Origin of the sequence: Zoogloea sp. (genome assembly GCF_017302315.1) — a bacterium.
Classification (GTDB): domain Bacteria; phylum Pseudomonadota; class Gammaproteobacteria; order Burkholderiales; family Rhodocyclaceae; genus Zoogloea.
In genome coordinates, this window is sequence record NZ_JAFLDT010000003.1 from 82,395 (window position 1) to 105,919 (window position 23,525).

Annotated in this window: 18 protein-coding genes and 1 riboswitch; of the genes, 14 read left to right on the forward strand and 4 right to left on the reverse strand. The window is 64.2% G+C overall.

The features are described 5' to 3' along the window. Positions 1–56: 56 nt before the first annotated feature. Positions 57–1,385 carry a histidine kinase gene (locus J0L98_RS01890; protein ID WP_296409773.1) on the forward strand — a complete coding sequence of 443 codons (1,329 nt, stop codon included), beginning with the start codon at positions 57–59 and terminating at the stop codon, positions 1,383–1,385. Beyond that, a complete protein-coding gene (locus J0L98_RS01895; protein WP_296409692.1) occupies positions 1,382–2,038 on the forward strand; it encodes a response regulator transcription factor in 657 nt (218 codons plus the stop codon). Before J0L98_RS01890 ends, J0L98_RS01895 begins: the two co-directional genes overlap by 4 nt. Before the next feature lie 18 nt (positions 2,039–2,056). On the opposite strand, the gene lplT is transcribed toward J0L98_RS01895, so the two are convergent. Beyond that, on the reverse strand, positions 2,057–3,319 hold the full coding sequence (gene lplT / locus J0L98_RS01900; protein WP_296409693.1) for a lysophospholipid transporter LplT: 1,263 nt from the start codon (positions 3,317–3,319) through the stop codon (positions 2,057–2,059). A 125-nt stretch (positions 3,320–3,444) separates the two neighbouring features. On the opposite strand from lplT, the gene J0L98_RS01905 reads away from it, so the two are divergent. The 5 genes from J0L98_RS01905 (at position 3,445) to J0L98_RS01925 (ending at position 7,977) form a co-directional block, all read left to right on the forward strand. Continuing rightward, positions 3,445–4,359, forward strand: coding sequence for a LysR family transcriptional regulator (locus tag J0L98_RS01905; protein ID WP_296409694.1), 915 nt, complete (start codon positions 3,445–3,447; stop codon positions 4,357–4,359). Between the two features lie 5 nt (positions 4,360–4,364). Further along, positions 4,365–5,444, forward strand: a complete 1,080-nt coding sequence (alr, locus tag J0L98_RS01910; RefSeq protein ID WP_296409695.1) for an alanine racemase — start codon at positions 4,365–4,367, stop codon at positions 5,442–5,444. Positions 5,445–5,450: 6 nt separating this feature from the next. Then, entirely contained in the window at positions 5,451–6,827 is a 1,377-nt protein-coding gene (radA, locus tag J0L98_RS01915) for a DNA repair protein RadA (protein WP_296403271.1), read from the forward strand. 180 nt (positions 6,828–7,007) lie between these two features. Next, complete coding sequence (locus tag J0L98_RS01920) at positions 7,008–7,283, forward strand: HU family DNA-binding protein (protein ID WP_296409696.1); 276 nt, start codon at positions 7,008–7,010, stop codon at positions 7,281–7,283. A gap of 238 nt (positions 7,284–7,521) precedes the next feature. Beyond that, positions 7,522–7,977: a hypothetical protein gene (locus J0L98_RS01925; protein ID WP_296409697.1), complete on the forward strand. Its 456-nt coding sequence runs from the start codon at positions 7,522–7,524 to the stop codon at positions 7,975–7,977. Here the strand turns inward: J0L98_RS01925 and J0L98_RS01930 are convergent, their stop codons facing one another. Together J0L98_RS01930 and J0L98_RS01935 are read right to left on the reverse strand one after the other, a co-directional pair. Beyond that, positions 7,978–10,110 carry a carboxy terminal-processing peptidase gene (locus tag J0L98_RS01930; protein ID WP_296409698.1) on the reverse strand — a complete coding sequence of 711 codons (2,133 nt, stop codon included), beginning with the start codon at positions 10,108–10,110 and terminating at the stop codon, positions 7,978–7,980. It abuts the gene before it with no gap. Positions 10,111–10,261: 151 nt separating this feature from the next. Next, positions 10,262–10,642, reverse strand: a complete 381-nt coding sequence (locus J0L98_RS01935; RefSeq protein ID WP_296403263.1) for a rhodanese-like domain-containing protein — start codon at positions 10,640–10,642, stop codon at positions 10,262–10,264. A 261-nt stretch (positions 10,643–10,903) separates the two neighbouring features. After that, a riboswitch (cobalamin riboswitch) is annotated at positions 10,904–11,115 on the forward strand. Between the two features lie 153 nt (positions 11,116–11,268). Between J0L98_RS01935 and J0L98_RS01940 the strand changes: the two genes are divergently transcribed. From J0L98_RS01940 to J0L98_RS01950, 3 genes are read left to right on the forward strand one after another with little or no spacing between them, the layout of a single operon-like run. Beyond that, positions 11,269–14,034, forward strand: coding sequence for a ribonucleoside-diphosphate reductase subunit alpha (locus tag J0L98_RS01940; protein WP_296409699.1), 2,766 nt, complete (start codon positions 11,269–11,271; stop codon positions 14,032–14,034). A gap of 26 nt (positions 14,035–14,060) precedes the next feature. Next, the gene (locus J0L98_RS01945; RefSeq protein WP_296409701.1) at positions 14,061–14,894 is read left to right on the forward strand and encodes a hypothetical protein; all 834 of its coding nucleotides are present in this window, start codon (positions 14,061–14,063) and stop codon (positions 14,892–14,894) included. A 15-nt stretch (positions 14,895–14,909) separates the two neighbouring features. Further along, complete coding sequence (locus tag J0L98_RS01950) at positions 14,910–16,049, forward strand: ribonucleotide-diphosphate reductase subunit beta (RefSeq protein ID WP_296409705.1); 1,140 nt, start codon at positions 14,910–14,912, stop codon at positions 16,047–16,049. 10 nt (positions 16,050–16,059) lie between these two features. Here J0L98_RS01950 and J0L98_RS01955 read toward each other — a convergent pair whose 3' ends face one another. After that, the gene (locus J0L98_RS01955) at positions 16,060–17,469 is read right to left on the reverse strand and encodes a short-chain fatty acyl-CoA regulator family protein (RefSeq protein ID WP_296409706.1); all 1,410 of its coding nucleotides are present in this window, start codon (positions 17,467–17,469) and stop codon (positions 16,060–16,062) included. A 174-nt stretch (positions 17,470–17,643) separates the two neighbouring features. Between J0L98_RS01955 and prpC the strand changes: the two genes are divergently transcribed. From prpC to J0L98_RS01975, 4 genes are read left to right on the forward strand one after another with little or no spacing between them, the layout of a single operon-like run. Continuing rightward, on the forward strand, positions 17,644–18,798 hold the full coding sequence (gene prpC, locus J0L98_RS01960; protein ID WP_296409707.1) for a 2-methylcitrate synthase: 1,155 nt from the start codon (positions 17,644–17,646) through the stop codon (positions 18,796–18,798). Between the two features lie 13 nt (positions 18,799–18,811). Then, positions 18,812–21,430, forward strand: a complete 2,619-nt coding sequence (gene acnD / locus J0L98_RS01965; protein WP_296409709.1) for a Fe/S-dependent 2-methylisocitrate dehydratase AcnD — start codon at positions 18,812–18,814, stop codon at positions 21,428–21,430. After that, positions 21,430–22,617 carry a 2-methylaconitate cis-trans isomerase PrpF gene (prpF, locus tag J0L98_RS01970; protein WP_296409710.1) on the forward strand — a complete coding sequence of 396 codons (1,188 nt, stop codon included), beginning with the start codon at positions 21,430–21,432 and terminating at the stop codon, positions 22,615–22,617. Before acnD ends, prpF begins: the two co-directional genes overlap by 1 nt. 14 nt (positions 22,618–22,631) lie before the next feature. After that, a complete protein-coding gene (locus J0L98_RS01975; protein WP_296409711.1) occupies positions 22,632–23,492 on the forward strand; it encodes an isocitrate lyase/phosphoenolpyruvate mutase family protein in 861 nt (286 codons plus the stop codon). Positions 23,493–23,525 lie beyond the last annotated feature (33 nt).

Below are 23,525 nucleotides of genomic sequence, written 5' to 3' on the forward strand. Positions count from 1 at the left end.
GGTGATGCGGGCCTCTTCGGAGGCCTGCCAATTTCCTGGAGCGGCCGCTGGTGGACATGACAAGTCTGTTGATGCGTCGTTCGGCCTGGATCTTCCTGGCCTGCTTCAGCGTGGCGCTGGCGCTGGCCGTTTTGCGTGCCCAGGGGGATATTCGCCGGGAGAGCCAGGGTGCGGACCAGATGGCGCGCTTTGTCGAGGAACTGTCGGCCTTGCAGAACATCGCACCGGACGCGGTTGAACGGCAGGTGGACAGGCTTCGGGACATACGCCGCTCGGGCAGTCTGCGCCATCTCGACTTCCAACTCGAAGACGGCACCGGCAAGATCCTCATTCCCGCCGTGCCCTCTGCAGCCGAGGCGATTTCCGGGCGTACCCGTCTTGTGCTGCATCGCCCGGACGGCACCCGCTTCCTCGCCACACTGATCGCCGACACAGCCAGCGAGAAAGAGGAAGCAGTCTTCGATATCGCCGGAATGGCGGGGCTCTTTCTGATCTATGGGCTTGCCATGCTGGCCGGACTGTACTGGGCGGTTCGCTACGCCTTCGGCCCCCTGCGGGGCATCGTCGGCGCCATTGCGGCCTTCCGCAAGCAGGATTTCAGTGCCCGGCTACCGCGGCTGCCGGTAAGGGAACTGGATCATATAGCCGGGGCGCTGAATCACCTGGCTGAAGCACTTGCCGAGGCCCAGTCTCGCCAAAAGCACCTATCGCTGCAGATGGCAAGCCTGCAAGAGGATGAGCGCGCCCGGCTGGCCATCGAAGTTCACGAGCATTTCGGGCAAGGCCTCACCGCGCTGCGCGCCAATATTGCCTACTTGCTGCGTCAGACGTCCGAAACCCCTCGTCTTCAGGCAGCGGTTCGCGACATGGAAGCCCAGACCGCCGAAATCCACCAGGAGGTAAGGGCCTTGTTGCGCCGGTTGCAACCGGACGGCGGCGATGCCAACGGACAGGAACCGCTTGGCCTGCAGATCCTGCTGCACGAGCTGGTCAAGAGCTGGCAGGATGCGGACGGTAACAACACCCTGTACCGGCTTGACGTGGATCCGATAGATTTGCGCCTGCCTCGAGAAACCAGCCTGATCGTATATCGGATGACCCAGGAAGCCCTTGCAAACATTGCCCGACATGCCCGTGCCAGGAGAGTCGATATCAGCGTCCGCATTGATTCGGACGAGCCTTCCATGCTGTGCTGGCGGGTGGCTGACGACGGGGTCGGCATCGCCTCTCCAGAGTCGGCGATAAGCCATGGCAACGGTCTTGCCGGCATCCGCGAGCGAGTCTGGGGGCGTGGCGGCAGCTTGCAGATCGGTGCGGCATCGGCAGACAGTGCGCGCCCGGGGCTCTGCCTGTCGGTGCGCCTGCCTCGCGGTGATGCACCATGATTGCGTCAACGGCTTTGCCGGTACGTCTGCGGGTCGTTCTGGCCGATGATCACGCGGTCGTTCGAACCGGCTACCGGCGTTTGCTCGAGCTTGAGGAGGACATGGAAGTGGTGGCCGATTTCAGCGACAGCGATTCAACCTGCCAGTGGTTCTCGGGCAATGAGGCTGATGTGCTGGTGCTTGATCTCTCCATGCCGGGACGCGGAGGCCTGGAAACCCTGGCCCGTGTCAAAGCCCGCCAGAGCGGGTTGAAGGTATTGATCTTCTCGATGCACGACAACCCGGCCATGGTCGCCCAGGCCTTGAGGGCGGGTGCCGACGGCTACCTGACCAAGAGTTCCGAACCGGACGCATTGATTGATGCCGTGCGCCGCGTTGCACGGGGGGAGCGGGCCCTGTCAGCGGATCTCATCAACGCCTTGGCAGGGGAGGGCGGGCGGGCAGCGCATCTGACTCTGTCACCCCGTGAGTTCGAGATCTTTCGCCTGCTCGCCGCCGGCCGTTCGGTGGATGAAATTGCTTCCCGCCTGTTTCTCAGCACCAAGACGGTGGCCAATTATCAAACCGGGATCCGGCAGAAAACGGGGTTGGCCACCACCCTCGACATGTACCGCCACGCCGAAGCTCACAAGCTGCTGGACGGAAGCGAGTAGGGCAGCCGGCGCCACGCTTCAGTGGCGGACGTCTTCGAGTTCGCCGACCGAATCGAACTCCCTCTGGTTGGCGTCGTGGCGGCGCTTGACCATGTACATGGTTCCCGCCACAAACAGGCCGAAGGCGACCACCACCGTATTGATTGATACGCCGGAACTGATCAGGAAGGCGTATAGGCCGGTCATGATCAGGATGGAGAGGTTTTCATTGAAGTTCTGCACCGCGATGGAATGGCCCGCCCCCATCAGGATGTGACCACGGTGCTGGAGCAAGGCGTTCATGGGTACGACAAAGAACCCCGACAGACCACCGATGAGCACCATCAGTGCCATGGCCAGGCTCATGTCGGTGACAAAGATCATCACGTTTACGATCACACCCATGGCGATGCCGAGGGGGATCACCTTGACCGACGAGCGCATGGACACCATGCGGGCTGCAAGGATCGCGCCGACCGCCACGCCCACGGCCACCACGCCCTGCAACATCGAAGCCTTGGAGAGGTCCAGGTGAAGGGCCTGTTCGGCCCATTTGATCACAATGAACTGCAGGGTCGCGCCCGCCCCCCAGAAAAGCGTGGTGGTGGCCAGGGAGATCTGGCCAAGCTTGTCCCGCCACAGGAGTTTGAGGCAGTGGGTGAAGTCGTGAATCAGATAGACCGGGTTCTTCTTGAGGACCTTGTGATCCACACCGGTGTCGGGCACCTTGAGGTTGAACAGGGCAGCCATCACATAGAGCACGGTGATCACGCATAAGGCCATCTCGGGCACCGTGTCGATACCGGTGTCGAGCAGCGGAAAATCGAAGCCCAGCAGGGCCTGGGAGAAAGAAGGCTTGATGAGCATGCCACCCACCAGCGTGCCGAGAATGATGGCACCGACCGTGAGCCCCTCGATCCAGCCGTTGGCCACCACCAGCAGGCGGTGAGGAAGATACTCGGTGAGGATGCCATACTTGGCTGGCGAGTAGGCCGCCGCGCCCAACCCGACGATGGCGTAGGCAATCAGCGGATGCACACCGAAGAACATCAGGGAACAGCCAACTATCTTGATGGTGTTGCTGATCAGCATCACACGCCACTTGGGCATGGAGTCTGCAAAGGCGCCGACAAAAGCCGCAAGCAACACATAGGAAAGCGTGAAGAACAGCTTCAATAGCGGTTCGTATTCCTGGGGGGCCTGCATCTCCCTGAGCACATAGATGGAGGCGATCAACAGGGCATTGTCGGCCAGCGCAGAGAAGAACTGCGCCGCCATGATCATGTAGAAACCGAAGGGCATCGCAGGGAGATGGAAGCTCGGTGAATTTGACGGACCGCGCTTTATACCACGAAGGTCATGTCGGTTCTGGCGGACGGATCAATGTTGTGATTCAATGGGGTACTCATAAACCGGATTTATGAACCATGGCCGATCGACGTCTGCAGGTTTTTCACGCGGTGGCGAGGCACGGGTCCTTCACCCGGGCCGCCGAAGCCTTGTTCATGACCCAGCCCGCGGTCACCTTCCAGATCAAGCAACTGGAAGAGCAGTTCAACACCCGGCTGTTTGATCGGGGCCATGGGCGGGTCACGCTGACTTCGGCCGGCGAGCTGGTCATGGCCTACGCCGAACGCATCCTCGGCCTCAGCGAGGAGCTCGAGTCCCGGGTGTCGGAACTAACCGACGAGCTGTCGGGCATCCTTCACCTGGGCACCAGCACCACCATTGCCAGCTATTGGCTGCCCCATCTGCTTGAGGGGTTCAAGCGTCGCTATCCCCGGGTGATCCCCCGGGTTTCGGTGGGGAATTCCCAGCTCATTGAAACCCGCGTGATGGACCGGAATCTGGACGTCGGACTGATTGAGATCATTACCGAACAGCCCACCCTCGACCGCCGCAGTGCAGGACGGGATGAGCTCCAGTTGATCGTCCCGCCGGATCATCCCCTGGCCGGCGCCCGCTCCGTGCGGGCCGAGCAACTCGTGTCCTATCCGCTGCTGCACCGGGAGCCGGGCAATGCGATCCGGGATCTGGTCGATCAGTTCTTTGCCTCCGCCGGCATCCCCTTCGAGGATCTCAATGTGGCAGCCGAGCTGGGTAGTCTTTCTGCCGTCAAGCACTTGGCGGCCCAGGGCTTCGGCATTGCGATCGCCTCCGCTGCGGCCATCCGCAGGGCGGTCGAGGCGGGTCGATTGGTGGGCGTTCCCTTGTCGCCGCGCCTGTATACGCCCCTTGAGGTCATTCTTCTGAAAGACAAATTCCGCTCTCGCCTGGTCAACACCTTCGCCGATTTCGTCACCGAGGAAATCGGCCGCATGTGTGCCACTGAAAAAGCCTGAATTCCATGCCTCGTCCGATTCGTGCCTCCATCGATCTGGAGGCCTTGCGTCACAACTATCTCGTCGCCCGCAGCCGGGCCGGGCAGGCCCGCACCTTTGCGGTGGTCAAGGCCAACGCCTATGGGCACGGGCTCACCCAGGCCATTCGCGCCCTGGGGCCGGTCGCCGACGGCTTCGCCCTGCTTGACCTGGCAGAAGCCCGGGCCCTGCGTGAAGCGGGGCTGAGCCAGCCCATCGCCCTGCTGGAGGGCTTCTTCGAACCCGCCGATCTGACCACGGTCGTCGAGCTCGGGCTCACCCCGACCATCCACAACGAGGGCCAGCTCACCATGCTGGAGCAGGCCGGGCTGGCAACGCCCATCGACGTGATGCTGAAGATCAACTCGGGCATGAATCGCCTCGGTTTTTCCGACGCCACTTTCGGCGCCGCCTTGGCGCGCCTGCGTGCGCTCGCCTGCGTACGTCAGATCACCTTGATGACGCACTTCGCACGCGCCGATGACGAGGTGGGCATCGCTGCCCAAATGGCACTTTTCAGGACGCTCACCAGCGGTCTCGGACTTCCTCTGAGCCTTGCCAATTCGGCGGCGCTGCTGCGCTTTCCGGAGGCCACCGGGGATCTCGTCCGGCCGGGCATCATGCTCTATGGCGGCTCGCCCATGCCAGACATGTCCAGCGCGGAAGATCTCGGCCTGAAACCGGTGATGACCCTGAGCAGCGAAATCATCGCCGTCCAGGCTCTCGCCGCTGGTGAGCGTGTCGGTTATGGCGGCACCTTCGAGGCCCCCGGCCCGATGCGTATCGGCGTCGTCGCCTGCGGCTATGCGGATGGTTATCCCCGCCATGCACCGACAGGCACCCCCATTCTGGTCGGTGGGCGCCGGACCCGGACCCTGGGAAGGGTCTCGATGGACATGCTGGCCTGCGATTTGACCCACCTGGAGGAGGCGGGCGTCGGCTCGCCCGTCACCCTGTGGGGGCGCGGGCTGGCCGCCGATGAGGTGGCAACGGCGGCTGGAACCATCAGCTACGAGTTGTTTTGCGCTCTGGCTGCCCGGGTGCCGGTCAGCGTGCTGGGGGGCTAAGGCGATATGGCCAAGGCGAGGACGGAGCACGTGTGCTCCGAATGCGGTGGCAGATCGCCCCGCTGGCAGGGCCAATGCCCCCATTGCAAGGCCTGGAACACCCTCGTTGAATCGGTGGTCGAGCCGGAAGCGCCGGTGGCCAAGCGTTTCAGCGCTCTGGCAGGCGAGACCGGGCGCCTGCAGACCCTGGCAGAGATCAGTCCACGGGAATCTCCCCGCGTGCCCACCGGCATTGCCGAGTTTGACCGGGTGCTGGGCGGTGGTTTGGTTCCGGGGGGAGTCGTACTGATCGGGGGCGACCCCGGCATCGGGAAGTCGACCTTGCTGCTGCAGGCGCTGTCACTCCTCTCGGGCCACCTTCAGGCCTTGTATGTGAGCGGCGAAGAATCGGCGGAGCAAGTGGCGCTGAGGGCAGGGCGCCTGCAGCTGGATGCGCGAAACCTGCAGCTTCTGCCGGAGATCAATCTCGAGCGCATTCTTTCCACTCTTCGGGCAGTCAAGCCCGACGTGGCGGTGATCGACTCGATCCAGACTGTCTATTCCGAGACGCTGGGCTCGGCTCCGGGTTCGGTGGCCCAGGTGCGCGAATGTGCCGCCCAACTCACCCGCTTTGCCAAGCAGAGCGGAACCACGCTGGTCATGGTGGGGCATGTGACCAAGGACGGCGCTCTGGCCGGGCCACGGGTGCTGGAGCACATTGTCGATACGGTGCTGTATTTCGAGGGTGATACCCACTCCAGCTTCCGCCTTGTCCGGGCGTTCAAGAACCGCTTCGGCGCAGTCAATGAACTGGGCGTGTTCGCCATGACCGAGAAGGGGTTGAAAGGCGTCTCCAATCCCTCGGCGATTTTCCTGTCCCAGCATGGTCAGCAGGTGGCCGGCTCCTGCGTCCTGGTCACCCAGGAGGGCACCCGTCCGCTGCTCGTGGAGATCCAGGCCCTGGTGGACAGCGCCCATAGCCCCAGCCCCCGTCGTCTTTCGGTTGGCCTGGAGCAGAACCGGCTGGCCATGTTGCTTGCGGTCCTGCATCGCCACGCGGGTGTCGTGTGCTTCGATCAGGACGTGTTCGTGAACGCCGTCGGGGGGGTGAAGATTGCCGAACCCGCTGCTGATCTCGCTGTTCTGCTGGCGATCGTTTCGTCTCTCACCAACCGCCCCCTGCCACGGGAGCTGGTAGTCTTCGGAGAGGTCGGCCTGGCTGGCGAAATACGCCCTGCGCCACGCGGTCAGGAGCGCCTGAAGGAATCGGCCAAACTGGGATTCAGCCTTGCCCTGGTGCCCCGTGCCAACGCGCCAAAGCAGGAAATTTCCGGAATGCGGGTGATTCCCGTGGAACGCATCGAGGAGGCTCTGGCACGCATACGGGAGCTTGCGGACGGCTGATTTATGCCTTTTGTTCTGCAACTCGCCCGAAATGCCCGGAAAACCTTGAGATTCGCGCCACAGGCGGAAAAGAGCAGGGTAAGCTAATGCCCGCGGGTGTTGTAGCGCGCTTGAGGCGCAAAGCGTCACCTGCCTCAGCTCCTGTATCCACCCATTTTTATCACCTATCAATTACGAGCTATGAACAAGACTGAACTGATCGATGCGCTGGCAGGCAAGAGTGGTTTGACCAAGGCCGATGCCGGCCGCGCCGTTGACGGCGTGATGGAAATCATCACCGCAGCCCTGGCCAAGGGCGAAAGCGTGACTCTCGTTGGTTTCGGCACTTTCGCCGTTGGCGAACGTGCCGCCCGCGTCGGTCGCAACCCGCAGACGGGTGCCGAGATCCAGATCGCGGCATCCAAACAGCCCAAGTTCTCCGCTGGCTCCAAGCTGAAGGATGCGGTGAATAGCTGAATCCCGCTCGACGGGAAATGCCCGGTGCCTCACCGGGCATGAATCAAAAATGGCGATCCTTCCGGGTCGCCATTTGCTTTTCAGGGGTGAAGTGCGATGTCCGTGGTGATTGTCACATGGGCTTACAGGACCGACTTGGTTCTGTCATACGGTAACGTTAGAATTCGCACCCCGTGACGCGACTGTTTCGCCCCGGGATTGCCCTAGTTTCACGGGCTCATCACCGGAATTACCCCTCATGTCCACCCCTGTTCTTGATCCGGCATCTGAATCGACACTGCGCCAACGTAGCTGTGCCGGCGTTTTGCGCTGTGCCCTCCTGGGCAATCTCCAGGATGCCGCAGAAGCCATCGGTCGATGTGTTGCCGGCCACGACAGGGACACCGTGCTTGCCCTGCCGGCACTGCGGGAAGAAATAATGACCTCCCTGGAGGTCATGCGCGAAAGCGTGATGGCCTTGCCCGAGGCGGACAAGGCCGACATGCCCGACGTGCCGTGGGCCGCATGGGAGGGCATGCGCCTGGTCGTAGGCGGATCGGCGCGAGAATGGCGTGATCAGGTGTGGGCCGTGATCCACGAGCTTGTACCGACAACCTTGCAAGGTGTCACGCGCCACCTCGGCCTGCTCAATGGCAGGCCGACGGTAAATCGCAACAGCCCGCCCGGCAAGCTGCCGCCCGAACGGGTGTCCTGATCAGCGAAGCGTTTCCGCCGACTGCAAGCCCGACTTTTGGGCCAGCTGCGGACGCGCATTGATGATTTCGGCCTCGTCGGCCACGATGCGGGCAGCCTCATCCAGAAGAACATCCTTTACGTCCTTGCGGGCTTTTTCAGCGGCAAGGTCGGCAGCGAGGCTGCGTTCTCCCGTCTGCAGTCCGTCGTCGCGCAGGGCTGCAGCCAGCTTGTCCTTGCCATCAATCTTCTCCCTGGCCTTCAGGCGTGCCTCACGCGCCTCCTTTTCCTTGCGCCGTTCAGCCTCGTTGAGGGAAATGGTGCGGGTTTCACGCAGCCGCTTGACCTCGGCAACGTCGTCGAGCAAAGCCTGAAAGCTCTTGTCCTTTGCGATGCGCGCCTGATGCCGACTCTGCAGGGCCGGCACGACCTCTTTCAAGGTGCCGACCGGCCGGAAGCTGGCGGCGTCAATCTGGGTCCAGGGCAGGGCATTGTCATAGCTGGACTCACCCTGGGCGTCGGGGTCGGCAACCGACGGGAAGCGGATATCGGGCATCACGCCTTTTAGCTGCGTGGTTCCCCCATTTACCCGGAAAAACTGGGCCACGGTCATCTTCAGATCGCCAAACTTGGGTTTGTCGTTCTTGGCCACATCATCGAGGTTGATCAGGGTCTGCACCGTACCCTTGCCAAAGCTCTGCTCGCCGAGTATCGGGGCACGGCCGTAGTCCTGGAGCGCCGCCGCGAAGATCTCCGAAGCCGAAGCAGAGCCCCGGTTGATCAGCACCGCCATCGGGCCGGCCCAGGCTACACCCGGGTTCTCATCGCTCTCCACGCCAATGCGGCCGTCGGGACGGCGCTGCTGAACCACCGGCCCCTTGTCGATGAACAGTCCGGTGAGTTCAACCGCCTCCCGCAGGGAGCCACCACCGTTGTTGCGCAGATCCATCAGCAGGCCGTCGACCTTGTCCTTCTTCAACTCGTCGATCAACCGCACCACATCCCGGCTGGCACTGCGAAAATCCTTGTCACCACGGCGCCGGCCTTCGAAATCCTCGTAGAACGCGGGGAGGGTGATCACACCAATCTTGCGCAGGGTAGGGCCTTCGCCAATGCGGATCACCGATTTTCGCGCGGCCTGCTCCTCGAGCTTGATCTTGTCCCGTATCAGGGGCACCTGCTTGTGCTTGCCGTCGGGGCCAGCCTCAGCGGGCAGGATGTCGAGCACGACGCGCGTGTCCTTGGTGCCGCGGATCAGTTTGACGACCTCATCCACGCGCGCGCCGACCACATCGGCAACCGCCCCCTCGGCCTGACCGACGCCCACGATGCGGTCACCCACGGCGAGTTTCCCCGACTTGGCCGCCGGGCCGCCCGGCACCAATTCCCTGATGGTGATGTACTCGTCGCGCTCCTGCAGCACGGCGCCGATCCCCACCAGGGAGAGGCGCATGGAGATATCGAAATCGTCGGATGCGCTGCGCCCCAGATAGTTGGTATGGGGCTCGATGGACATGGCATACGCGTTCATGAATATCTGGAACACGTCATCGCTCTTGTTGCGTGCTGACCGGGCCAGATAGTTGTCGTAGCGCTTTTCAAGGGTCTCGCGGATGAGCTTGTCGTCCTTGCCGGCCAGCTTGAGACGCAGCCAATCGTTCTTCACGCGCTTGCGCCACAGGTCGCGGACTTCCGCGTCGTCCTTAGGCCAGGGCGCCTTCTCGCGCATGTAGGGGTAGCTTTCCCGGGTGTCGAATTCGAAACCCTGCTTCAGAACCTCTCTGGCGTGGGTCAGCCGTTCGACAGTGCGTTGCTCGTAACGCTGGAAAATGGCAAACGGGATGGCCAGATTACCCCGCTGGATCGCGTCATCAAGGCGCGTGCGGGCGTCCGAAAAGCTGTCGATGTCGGCCTGGGTGAAGAACAGCCGCTCCGGGTCGAGCGCTTTGAGATAGCGTTCGAAGATCTTCTCCGACATGGCGTCGTCAAGGGGCTGGGTCTTGTAGTGGTAACGTCCCAGCAGTTGAGCGCTCAGGTAAGCCGTCTGGGCATGTTCAACGGTCGGTGCAAGACGGGCGGGCGCAGGCGCCTCCAGCGAGGCGGCAGGTGCGGCAAAAGCGGTTGCCACCAGAGCCCAGATCAACCTTTTGTTCACTCAATCACTCCACGACGTTCATTGATAGCTCGATCCGCGGGAAGCTACATGCTTCCGGCTTCCCAGTCGACAGCTAAATAGTGTGAACGTGCGTCAGAGTTTCCATGCCCGAGTGACAAACGCGCTGCCGCCCGGGCGCGGGTATCCGGGGTCAATCGAAGGCAGGCAGACTGGGCTTGGCAACGGGCCGGCCGGCCGCCGCCCAAGTGTCGAATCCACCGGCCAGGGACTGCACGTGCAGATAGCCCATTTCCTGCAGGGAGCGGGCGGCCAGCGCGGCACGGCCTCCGGTCTTGCAGTACAACACGATCTTCAGATCACGATTGCTCAGCTCGGGTGTTCCCCCAAGCTTGAACTCCAGCATCCCCCGGGAAACGTGAACGGCGCCGGGCAGGTGACCCGCTGCAAACTCGTCAGCTTCTCTTACATCCAGCAATACATCAGCGTCACGGATAGCTTGCTCGGCCTCATCGAGGGAGACTTCGCGGATGAGGGCCTTGGCGGCCATGACCAGATCGTGGGGCGTTTTCATGGGAATCCTCTTGTGTTGATATCGAGCGGCCGAATGACCACGAGCGCAGAATATTAGCAAATAATGATTTATTCTTTGGCCGATTACGACCGCAGCCTTGCACGAGGATAGATGTCAGGGGTTCGGGACGAGCCCATCATCTCCGACTTTCCTGCATTCCCGACGCTGAGCGCGAAACGGCGTGCGCGGCATATATAGTTAGAATCCGGAAATATTGAACTATATGTAGTGCGGTTGTTGACGAAACGGGGGGCCCATCTGCATACTGCAGGCGTTGTTGGTTCCCACTACCAAGGGGATTAAAAGGGAATCCGGTGCCAGGTTCAGACCTGTAACCCGGAGCTGCCCCCGCAACTGTCATCGGTGAGTGCACCACTCCCACTTTGCCACTGGACGGCGGTATGTGTCCGGGAAGGCTGGTGGTGCATGCTGACCCGAGAGCCAGGAGACCTGCCACAACCTTCTTTGCAACAATGGGGCGGGGTGTCCCTGGCGAAAGGTGTGAGCATGTCGAGTTTTTCCGAATGCAGCAGGTCGTCCCCGGGCACGGTGCCGTTTCCGTGCCGGCGCGGCCTCGCGTTGCCCCTCTGCGCTGGACTCTCCGCCCTCCGAACCGGAGAGTCCCTTTGTCCTCGAACGTCCTAGCCCTCAATGCAGGCACCGAGCCCTCGCTCGTAGCCTTCCAGGTAATTCGTCGCAACGCCGCCGTCGTCGCCTTCGATCCGGAGAAGATCTCCGTGGCGATGACCAAGGCTTTCCTCGCCGTGGAGGGAAGCCAGAGTGCCGGCTCTTCCCGCGTGCGGGAAGTCGTGGCGCGCCTTACCGACGTGGTGGTGCGCTCCCTGACCCGGCGCCTGCCCGACGGGGGCACCGTGCACATCGAGGACATCCAGGACCAGGTGGAACTGGCCCTGATGCGCTCCGGCGAGCACGATGTAGCCCGTGCCTACGTCCTTTACCGGGAGCGCCGTGCCGAGGAACGGGCCGCCCGATTAGTGGCGACCGTCCCAACTTCCGTATTGCACGTGATGGAGAACGGAGACAGACGCCCCCTCGATGTCGCCGGTCTGCGAGCGGTATGCGCAGCCGCCTGTATCGGGCTGGAGGAGAGCGTATCGGCAGATCTGATCCTTGAGCACGCCCTGCGCAATCTGTACGACGGGGTCGCGGTGGAGGAAGTCACCCAGGCCCTGATCCTGTCGGCCCGCAGTCTCATCGAGACGGACCCGGGCTACGACTACGCCACCGCGCGCCTGCTGCTGGCAAGGCTGGTGCAGGAGGTGCTGGGTCGTCCGGTGCCCACCGAACAGATGGGCGCCGCCTGCACGGACTATCTTCCCCACTTCATCCGGAAAGGGATCGGGGCAGAGCTGCTCGACCCGCGCCTTGCCGAGTTCGATCTGGACCGGCTCGCCGCCGCGATCCGACCCGAGCGGGATCGGCTCTTCGGCTACCTGGGCCTTCAGACCCTCTACGACCGCTACTTCCTGCACATCGACGGCCAGCGCATCGAGCTGCCGCAGATCTTCTTCATGCGTGTGGCCATGGGGCTGGCCCTCGGCGAGATCGACCGGGAGGCGCGGGCCATCGAGTTCTACGACCTGATCTCGAGCTTCGATTTCATGTGCTCCACGCCGACCCTATTCAACAGCGGCACCCTGCATTCCCAGCTGTCCTCCTGCTACCTGACCACGGTGGCCGACGATCTGGAAGGCATCTACCAGTCCATCAAGGAAAACGCCTTGCTGCAGAAGTACGCCGGTGGCCTGGGCAACGACTGGACACCGGTGCGCGCCCTGGGGAGCCGCATCAAGGGTACCAACGGCCAGAGCCAGGGGGTGATTCCCTTCCTCAAGGTGGTCAATGACACCGCGGTGGCGGTGAATCAGGGCGGCAAGCGCAAGGGGGCCGTGTGTGCCTATCTGGAAACCTGGCACCTGGACATCGAGGAGTTCCTGGAGCTGCGCAAGAACACCGGCGACGAGCGCCGCCGCACCCACGACATGAACACCGCCAACTGGATTCCCGACCTCTTCATGAAGCGGGTCCACGAGAACGCGGAGTGGACGCTCTTCTCGCCGTCGGACGTACCCGACCTGCACGACAAATACGGGCAGACCTTCGAAACCGCCTACCTTGCCTACGAAGCCCGTGCCGAGGCCGGCGAGATCCGCCTCTTCAAGAAGCTGCCCGCCGTCCAGCTGTGGCGCAAGATGCTGACCATGCTGTTCGAGACCGGGCATCCCTGGATCACCTTCAAGGACCCGTGCAATCTGCGTTCGCCCCAGCAGCACGTGGGCGTGGTGCACAGTTCCAACCTGTGCACCGAGATCACCCTCAACACCTCCGATGCCGAGACCGCCGTGTGCAACCTGGGCTCGGTGAACCTGCTCGCCCATCTCACGGACGGCCAGCTCGACCAGGCCAAGCTGGCGCGGACGGTGCAGACCGCCATGCGCATGCTCGACAACGTGGTGGACATCAACTTCTACGCCACCCCCAAGGCCCGCAACGCCAACCTGCGCCATCGCCCGGTCGGGCTCGGGATCATGGGCTTTGCCGACTGCCTGTACCGGCTGGGCATTCCCTACGCCTCGCCTGCCGCGGTGGAGTTTGCCGACGCCAGCATGGAAGCCGTGTGCTTCCAGGCCTACTGGGCGTCGGCCGAACTGGCGCGGGAGCGGGGGGCTTACTCCAGCTTCCGCGGCAGCCTGTGGGACAAGGGCGTGCTGCCCCATGAATCCCTCGCCATCCTGGGCGCCGCCCGGGGCGGCTACCTGGAAACCAACCCGGACGTCCGCCTCGACTGGAGCGCCCTCAAGGCCCACATTGCCCGCCATGGCATGCGCAACTCCAACTGCGTGGCCATTGCCCCCACCGCCACCATCTCCAACATCATCGGCGTGTCAGCCAGCATCGAGCCTGCGTACCAGAACCTCTACGTCAAATCGAACCTGTCCGGCGAATTCACGGTGGTCAATGAGGCCCTGGTCCGCGACCTGAAGGCCCTCGGCCTGTGGGATCCGGTGATGATCTCCGACCTGAAATACTTCGACGGCTCCCTGGCGCGCATCGAGCGGGTACCCGACGAACTCAAGGCCCGCTACGCCACCGCCTTCGAGATCGACCCCCGCTGGCTGATCGAGGCCGCCGCCCGGCGCCAGAAGTGGATCGACCAGGCCCAGTCCCTCAACCTCTACCTGGCCCTGCCGTCCGGCAAAAAGCTCGACAAGCTCTACAAACTGGCCTGGATCCGCGGGCTCAAGACCACCTACTACCTGCGCACCCTGGGTGCCAGCCAGATGGAAAAGACGGGTGGCACCGAAAGCGGGGGAGGGGAGGAGCCCCGCTTCTGCAGCATCGACAATCCGGAATGCGAGGCCTGCCAATGACACCGGTACCGCACGCACGCCCGCCCATGAACAGAATGTGGGCATGGCGCGGGATGGCGTCCCGGCATCTTCGCCTGCTGCTCCTGTGCGTGCTGTGCTCGCCAGGCCTGCTCCAGGCAGCAGAATGCCCGCGCATCATCAGCCAGTCCCCTTATATCAGCCGTGTCGTCGACTGGCTGGGGCTGGCACGCTGCATCGTCGGCGTCAGCCGCTACGACGCCATGCCGCTGCCCCATACCGGCGGCGTGATCGACCCGGACGCCCCGGCCATTGCCGACCTGGAGCCGGATCTGCTCATCTTCTCGGAATGGACGAGCGAGGACGTGGCCCGCAAGGCCACCCCGCCCGGCGCAGCATCGATACGCGTCGGCGGGTTTCGGGGCATCGCCGGGATGGAGGAGATGATGCGGGATGTCGGCCGGGCTATCGGCGTAAGCGATATCGACCGACGGCTTGCCGCTTTCGATACCGACTGGCGCGCAGCAGCCAAGATGGACAGCCGGGGGCGGCGGGTACTGATCCTGTCGGCCTGCGGTCCGGCGCCGTACTCCTACGGCAAGGGCACAACGCTGCATGAACTGATCTCTGCCGCCGGTTTCCAGGTGGTCGCCGACCACGACAGCATCCGCAACTTCAAGCCCGGCGCCCCCAACGGTGATGTGGCCGCATGGATCACCGCCAGGGAGCCCGAGCTCATCCTGGCGCTGCAGGACCGCCGCGCCACCTCCTGCAATCCCGCCGTCGCCAAACCGGGCATTCCCATCCTGCCCCTGGCTGCCGAGCACTTCACGCACCCGGGCCCCGACTTCCTGGCCGGACTGCGTGAGCTGAGAGAGAAGATCGCCACCTATGGCGAATGACCTGGACCCAAGAACATGAGTGCCTTCCGTTTCGACGACTGGGAAACCGCCGCCCCAGCCGCTATTGCCCCCTTACCCGGTCAGCCTGCGGCCCCAGCCCCTGCTACGCCCGCGGGCCACAGTGACGGCAACCCTCCCTCCGCCCATTCCCTGGCCCCGGTGAATGCTGCCGACAAGCGCATCGTCGGTGGCAAGACCGACATCAACCAGCTGGCGCCCTTCAAGTATCCCTGGGCCTGGGAGTTCTTCCTCAAGGCCAACCGCAACCACTGGACGCCCCTGGAGATCTCCATGGCCCAGGACGTGCACGACTACCACCACAAGCTCAACGGCGCCGAACGCCACGTCTTCGAGAACGTGCTGGCCTACCTCACCACCTCCGACATCCTGGCCATGCGCAACATCGGCCTGGCGGTGATGGAGAAGATGAGCGCCCCCGAGCTGCAGATCTACCAGGCCCGCCAGGTGTATGAGGAAGCCCTGCACACCTGGACCTACCAGCACTGCATCGAGAGCATCGGCCTCGACCAGCAGGAGATCTATAACCGCTACCGCGTGGTGCCGGCCATCCACGGCAAGATCGCCCTGGCCAACCGGCGCCTGGAACGGGTCATGCGCCCCGACTTCGACCTGGCTGACCGGGACAACCTGCACGAATTCGCTCTTTCCTATTTCTTCTTCGCGGCGATCTTCGAAGGCTGCTGGTTCTACAACGGCTTCACCCCCATCTTCGCCCTGCAGCGCCGCGGCCTGATGAAGGGCGCCGCCGAACAGCTGCAGTACATCATGCGCGACGAGGTGCTGCACTGCGCCTTCGGCATCCGGGTGGTGCGCGAACTGCTCAAGGAAGAGAACCTGAGCTTCGACCCGTCCGCCCTGAAGGCCCTGTGGGACGAAGCCGAAGCCGCCGAGGCCGCTTACGCCGCCTACATCCTGCGTGACCCCATCCTGGGCTACAACGCCGACCTGCACACCCGCCAGTTCCGCTTCATGGCCAACCGCCGGGCCCGCCAGGTCGGCCTCGCCGAACCCTTCCCCGGTGCCGAGAACGTCCTGCCCTGGCTCGACGAACAGGCCAACCTGCGCAAGGAGAAGAACTTCTTCGAGACGCGGGTCACCGAGTACCAGACGGGAGGTGCACTGGCCTGGGAGTAGGGTGGGGCCCTCAATCCTGGCGATAGGGCTCGAAGTAGCTGCGGTCGGCGTCGATGGACAGGCTCCGCCCCATCGCCGGGAAGGCCCGCTGCGAGCAGTGATCCCGCTCGCACACCTTGCAGCCGGCGCCGATGGGCGTGGCGGCCTCGGGGGTGTTGAGGTCCAACCCGCGGGAGTAGATCAGCCGGTCCGCGTGGCGCAGGTCGCAGCCCAGGCCAATGGAGAAGGTCTTCTCCGGAGCGCCATAGGCGCCGGCTTCCCGGGAAGTGGTGCGGGCGATCCACAGGTAACGGCGACCGTCGGGCATGGCGGCAATCTGGGTGAAGATGCGCCCCGGTGAGGTGAAGGCCTCGTACACGTTCCACAGGGGGCAGGTGCCGCCGATGCGCGAGAAGTGGAAATCGGTGGCGGATTGACGTTTGGAGATGTTGCCGGCCCGGTCCACGCGGATGAAAAAGAAGGGTACGCCGCGGGCAGCAGGGCGCTGGAGGGTGGACAGGCGGTGGCAGACCGTCTCGAAGCCCACGCCAAACTGCCTTTCCAGCAGGCCAATGTCGTAGCGGAGCGTCTCGGCGGCCTTCAGGAAGCGGCTGTAGGGCAGCACCAGCGCGCCGGCAAAGTAGCTGGCGAGGCCGATGCGGGCGAGGGCGCGGGATTCTTCCAGGGCAAAGCTGCTTTCGCTCGCCAGTCCGTCGATGAGGCTGCCGGCCTCGAGAAAGGCGATCTGGGTGGCGAGCTGGAAGGCCTGCTGCCCCCACTGGAGGCGCGAGGACAGGCGCAGCACCCGGGCGGCGCTGTCATAGCTGCGCTGGGCGCCACCGTCGTCCTTGTCGATGGCGACCCGCACCCCGTGCCCGGACTCCAGGCGCTGGGTGAGGGCGGCGACCAGATCCCTGCCTTCGCCACAGGATTCAAAGATCGATTCGGCCAGGCGGTCGAGTTCGTCGATGTGGTTGTGGCGGGCGTAGAAGAAATCCCGCACCTCCTCGTAGGGCATGGGGGCCGGGCGAAACGTGCCGCTGCGATCATCGCCGAGCCGGATGGACAGTGCCTCGGTGCGCTCGCGCTGGTCCCGCAGGCCCCGATCCAGGGCGATCAGCGTGCGCGCCACGGCGGGCATGTTGGCCGCCAGCTCGCGGATCTCGGCGGTGGACACCGGAGTCTCGCCGGGGGCGGACAGGAAGACTTCGCGCAGGTCTGCGATGAGACGGGCTTCGTCGTCCTCGGAGAACTGCTGGACATCGACGCCGAACACGGCGTTGAGCTTGAGCAGCACCGGCACGCTGAGGGGGCGCTGGTTCTGCTCGAGCTGATTGAGGTAGCTGGGGGAGAGCTCGAGGGCCCGGGCCAGGGCAACCTGGGTGAGGCCCCGCTCTTCACGAAAGCGTCGCAGACGGATGCCCATGAAGGTCTTCTTCACCGGGTGCTCCTCTCTTGAGTTTGGATGAATGGCATGTTCGCAATATTCGCAATTTCGCAGGATCGTGTTCGCAACGCTTCGCCTTTTTAGTTCTCGTCACTGCGGTCAGGGTGCGTATATTGCGAACTCCTCAAGACAAGCGCAAGCCCTAGCCGGATTGCATAGGAGACAGGAATGAACACACCACAAGAGTCCTCATTCAAGCCCAAGAAGTCGGTGGCCCTCTCGGGCATCACCGCCGGCAACACCGCCCTGTGCACCGTGGGCAAGAGCGGAAATGACCTGCACTACCGGGGTTACGACATCCTCGACATCGCCGAGCGCTGCCAGTTCGAAGAGGTGGCCCACCTGCTGGTGCATGGCAAGCTGCCGACCCGGGCGGAGCTGAAGGCCTACAAAGCCAAGCTCAAGGCCATGCGCGGACTGCCGACGAACGTCAAGGAGGCCCTGGAATGCCTGCCGGCGTCTGCCCATCCGATGGACGTGATGCGCACCGGGGTATCTGCGCTGGGCTGCGCCCTGCCGGAGAAAGACGACCACAACATCCCGGGCGCTCGGGACATCGCCGATCGCCTGATGGCCTCCCTGGGGTCCATGCTGCTCTACTGGTACCACTGGTCCACCAACGGCAAGCGCATCGATGTGGAGACGGACGACGACTCCATCGGCGCGCATTTCCTGCACCTGCTGCACGGGCAGAAGCCCTCGGCCCTGTGGGAGCGTGCCATGCACACCTCCCTGATCCTCTACGCCGAGCACGAATTCAACGCATCCACCTTCACCGGCCGGGTCATCGCCGGTACAGGGTCGGACATCTACTCGGCCATCACCGGCGCCATCGGCGCGCTGCGCGGCCCCAAGCACGGGGGCGCCAACGAGGTGGCCTTCGAGATCCAGAAGCGTTACGACAGCCCGGATGAAGCCGAGGCCGACATCCGTCGCCGCGTGGAGGCCAAGGAGGTGGTGATTGGTTTCGGCCACCCGGTCTATACCGTGTCCGACCCCCGTAACGAGGTGATCAAGGGGGTCGCGGCCGAACTGTCGGTGGATGCAGGCTCCACCAAGATGTACGACATCGCCGCCCGCCTGGAAGCCGTGATGTGGGAAGTCAAGCAGATGTTCCCCAACCTGGACTGGTTCAGCGCCGTGAGCTACCACATGATGGGCGTCCCGACGGCCATGTTCACCCCGCTCTTCGTGATCGCCCGCACCTCTGGCTGGGCGGCACACATCATCGAGCAGCGCATCGACAACAAGATCATCCGACCGAGCGCGAACTATGTCGGGCCGGAAGACCGGGTCTTCGTGCCCATTGAGCAGCGCCAGTAAGGGCCAGGTCACCATGAACACTGCTTACCGCAAATTCCTGCCCGGCACCCGGCTGGACTACTTCGACACCCGTGCCGCCATCGACGCCATCCGCCCGGGCGCCTATGACGGGCTGCCCTATGTCGCCCGCGTTCTGGCGGAACAACTGGTCCGCCGCTGCGACCCGGCCATGCTGACCGATGCGCTGGTGCAGATCATCGAGGGCCGGCGTGACATGGACTTCCCCTGGTACCCGGCCCGGGTGGTCTGCCATGACATCCTCGGCCAGACCGCGCTGGTGGACCTCGCTGGCCTGCGCGACGCCATTGCAGACCAGGGTGGCGATCCGGCCAAGGTCAATCCGGTGGTGCCCACCCAGCTCATCGTCGATCACTCTCTGGCGGTAGAATACGGCGGCTTCGATCCGGAGGCCTTCGCCAAGAACCGGGCGGTGGAAGACCGTCGCAATGAAGACCGCTTCCATTTCATCGAATGGACCAAGCGGTCCTTCGAGAATGTGGATGTGATCCCGGCGGGCAACGGCATCATGCACCAGATCAACCTGGAGAAAATGTCGCCGGTGATCCAGGTCCGGGACGGGGTCGCCTTTCCCGACACCTGTGTGGGCACCGACAGTCATACGCCCCATGTGGACGCCCTGGGTGTGATCGCCATCGGCGTAGGGGGCCTCGAAGCGGAGACCGTCATGCTGGGCCGGGCGTCGATGATGCGCCTGCCCGATATCGTCGGGGTGAGGCTGACGGGTACCCGTCAGCCCGGCATCACCGCCACCGACATCGTGCTGGCGCTCACCGAGTTCCTGCGCCAGGAGCGGGTCGTCGGTGCGTGGGTGGAGTTTTTTGGCGAAGGGGCCGACAGCCTGTCCATCGGCGACCGGGCCACCATCTCCAACATGTGCCCGGAGTACGGCGCCACCGCCGCCATGTTCTACATCGATGCGCAGACCATCGACTACCTGAAGCTGACCGGCCGCACGCCGGAGCAGGTTGCGCTGGTCGAGCTGTACGCAAAGACCACCGGCCTGTGGGCCGAAGCGCTGAAGACGGCGGAGTACGAGCGGGTGCTGGAGTTCGACTTGACGTCGGTGGTGCGCAACATGGCCGGGCCGTCCAACCCCCACAAACGCCTGCCGACCTCGGCACTGACGCAGCGTGGCATCGCTGGCCCGGTCAAGCTGGAAATGGCTCGGGCGGAAGAATATGAGGGCCTGCTGCCCGACGGCGCGGTGATCATCGCCGCCATCACCAGCTGCACCAACACGTCCAACCCGCGTAACGTGGTCGCCGCCGGCTTGCTGGCCCGTAACGCCAACGCTCTGGGCCTTGTCCGCAAGCCCTGGGTCAAGACTTCCTTTGCGCCGGGCTCAAAGGTGGCCAGGCTGTATCTGGAAGAGGCGGGCCTGCTCTCCGAACTCGAGAAGCTCGGCTTCGGCATCGTCGGCTACGCCTGCACCACCTGCAACGGCATGTCCGGGGCCCTGGATCCGGCGATCCAGCGGGAGATCATCGAGCGCGACCTCTACGCCACCGCCGTATTGTCCGGCAACCGCAACTTCGACGGGCGCATCCACCCCTATGCCAAGCAAGCCTTCCTGGCCTCGCCGCCCCTGGTGGTGGCCTACGCCATTGCCGGCACGATGCGCTTCGACATCGAGCAGGATGTGCTCGCCGTGGTGGACGGCAGGGAGATCCGCCTGAAGGAGCTGTGGCCATCCGACGAGGAGATCGACGCCATCGTCGCCCGCGCCGTCAAGCCCGAGCAGTTCCGCCAGACCTACGAACCGATGTTTGCCCCCCGCCGGAATGAGGGCACGGCCATCAGCCCCCTCTACGCCTGGCGCCCACGGTCCACCTACATCCGCCGCCCGCCCTACTGGGAGGGCATGCTGGCCGCCGAGCGGACCCTGCAGGGCATGCGGCCCCTGGCCATCCTGCCGGACAACATCACCACCGACCATCTGTCGCCGTCCAACGCCATTCTTCCCGATTCGGCGGCCGGCGAATACCTGGCGAAGATGGGCCTGCCGGAGGAGGACTTCAACTCCTACGCCACCCATCGGGGCGATCACATGACCGCCCAGCGTGCCACCTTTGCCAACCCGACCCTCAGGAACGAGATGGTGCGCAATGCCGATGGCAGCGTCCGCGCGGGCTCTCTGGCGCGGGTCGAGCCGGAAGGGCAGGTGATGCGCATGTGGGAAGCCATCGAAACCTACATGCTGCGCCTGCAGCCCCTGATCATCATCGCCGGGGCCGACTATGGCCAGGGCTCGTCCCGGGACTGGGCGGCCAAGGGCGTACGCCTGGCCGGGGTGGAGGCCATCGTGGCGGAAGGCTTCGAACGCATCCACCGGACCAATCTGGTGGGCATGGGCGTGCTGCCGCTGGAGTTCAAGCCCGGCACCACCCGCCTGACGCTGGGCCTGGATGGCACCGAAACCTATGATGTGGTCGGCGTGCGCCAGCCACGCACCGACCTGACCCTGGTGATCCACCGCCGGAACGGGCAGACCATCGAGCTGCCCGTCACCTGCCGGCTGGACACGGCCGAGGAAGTCTCGATCTACGAAGCCGGCGGCGTCCTGCAGCGTTTCGCCCAGGACTTCCTGGCTACTGAAAAGGAAACCGCCTGATGAGCGCTGCCCCCCAGATCCGCATTCCAGCCACCTACATGCGCGGTGGCACCAGCAAGGGAGTGTTCTTCCGGCTGGACGACCTGCCGGAATCCTGTCGCGTGCCGGGCAAGGCCCGTGACCGCCTGTTCCAGCGCGTGATCGGCAGCCCCGACCCCTATGCCACCCATATCGACGGCATGGGCGGGGCCACCTCAAGCACCAGCAAGTGCGTGATCCTGTCCCGCAGCACACGGCCGGATCACGATGTGGACTACCTCTATGGGCAGGTCTCCATCGACAAGGACTTTGTAGACTGGAGCGGTAACTGCGGCAACCTGTCCACCGCCGCCGGCGCCTTCGCCCTCCACGCCGGGCTGATGGATCCGGCGCGCGTCCCCCACGACGGCGTCTGCGTGGTGAAGATCTGGCAAGCCAACATCGGCAAGACCATCATCGCCCACGTGCCGGTGAGGGCGGGGCAGGTCCAGGAAACGGGCGATTTCGAGCTCGACGGGGTGAGTTTTCCCGCCGCCGAGATCGTGCTGGAGTTCGTCGATCCGTCAGATGAGGGGGAGGAGGGCGGTGCCCTGTTCCCCACCGGCAGGACCGTGGATGAGCTGGAAGTACCGGGCGTCGGCAGCTTCAAGGCAACGATGATCTCGGCCGGCATTCCGACCGTGTTCGTCAATGCCGCCGAGATCGGCCACACCGGCACCGAGCTGCGCGAAGCCATCAATGGCGACCCGGCTGCCCTGGCCCGCTTCGAGGCGATCCGTGTGGCCGGCGCCCTGCGCATGGGTCTGATCAAGACGCCCGAAGAGGCTGCCACCCGCCAGCACACCCCCAAGATCGCCTTCGTCGCGCCCCCCCGGGACTACGTTTCCTCATCGGGCAGGTCGATCAAGGCCGACGAGGTGGACCTGCTGGTGCGCGCCCTGTCGATGGGCAAGCTGCACCACGCGATGATGGGGACGGCCGCGGTCGCCATCGGCACGGCGGCAGCCATCCCCGGCACCCTGGTCAATCTGGCGGCCGGCGGGGGGGAGCGCACCGCCGTGCGCTTCGGCCACCCCTCCGGCACCCTGCGCGTGGGCGCCGAAGCCCGTCTGGTGGACGGCACATGGACAGTCACCAAGGCCATCATGAGCCGCAGTGCGCGGATTCTGATGGAAGGCTGGGTCCGCGTGCCCGGCGACGCATTCTGAGCAAGGATTTCAACATGTCTTCCCGCAAGAAACTCAAGGAACTGGTGGCCGCCAAGCGTGGCGTCATCGTCCCCGGTGCTTTCAATGCCCTTTCGGCACGCGTCATCGCCGACCTGGGCTTCGAAGCCCTCTACATCACCGGCGCCGGCGTGACCAACATGTGGTTCGGCATGCCCGACCAGGGCTTCATGGGCCTGGCCGAAATTGCCGACCACACCGCGCGCATCCGCGATGCCGTCGAGCTACCGCTGCTGGTGGATGCCGATACCGGCTTTGGCAACGCCCTCAACGTGTATCACACGGTGCGCACCCTGGAGCGTGCCGGCGCCGACTGCATCCAGCTCGAAGACCAGGTGGCGCCCAAGCGTTGCGGGCACTTTGCCGGCAAAGACGTGATCTCCACCGAAGAGGCGGTGAGCAAGATCAAGGCTGCCGTGGATGCGCGCCGGGATCCGGATTTTCTGGTCATGGCACGCACCGACGCCGCCGCCGTCCATGGCTTCGAGGCCGCGGTGGAGCGGGCCCAGCAGTTCGCCGAGGCCGGTGCCGACATCCTGTTTGTCGAGGCAGTCACCACAGCCGAAGAGATCCGGGCCCTCCCGCAGCGCCTGGCTACGCCGCAGCTGATGAACATGGTCATTGGCGGCAGGACGCCGATCTTCAACGCCGCGGAGCTCGGCGAGCTCGGCTTCGGCATCGTCCTCTACGCCAACGCCGCGCTGCAGGGCGCGGTGATGGGCATGCAGAAAGCCCTGGGCGTGCTGCGTGACGACAAGGAGATCCTTGAATCCGGCGGCCTGGTGACACCCTTTGCAGAGCGCCAGCGCCTGGTGGGCAAACCGGGCTGGGACAAGCTCGAAAAACGCTACATCTGATCGCAGCGGATTGCCGGGTGATCGAGCCCGGCA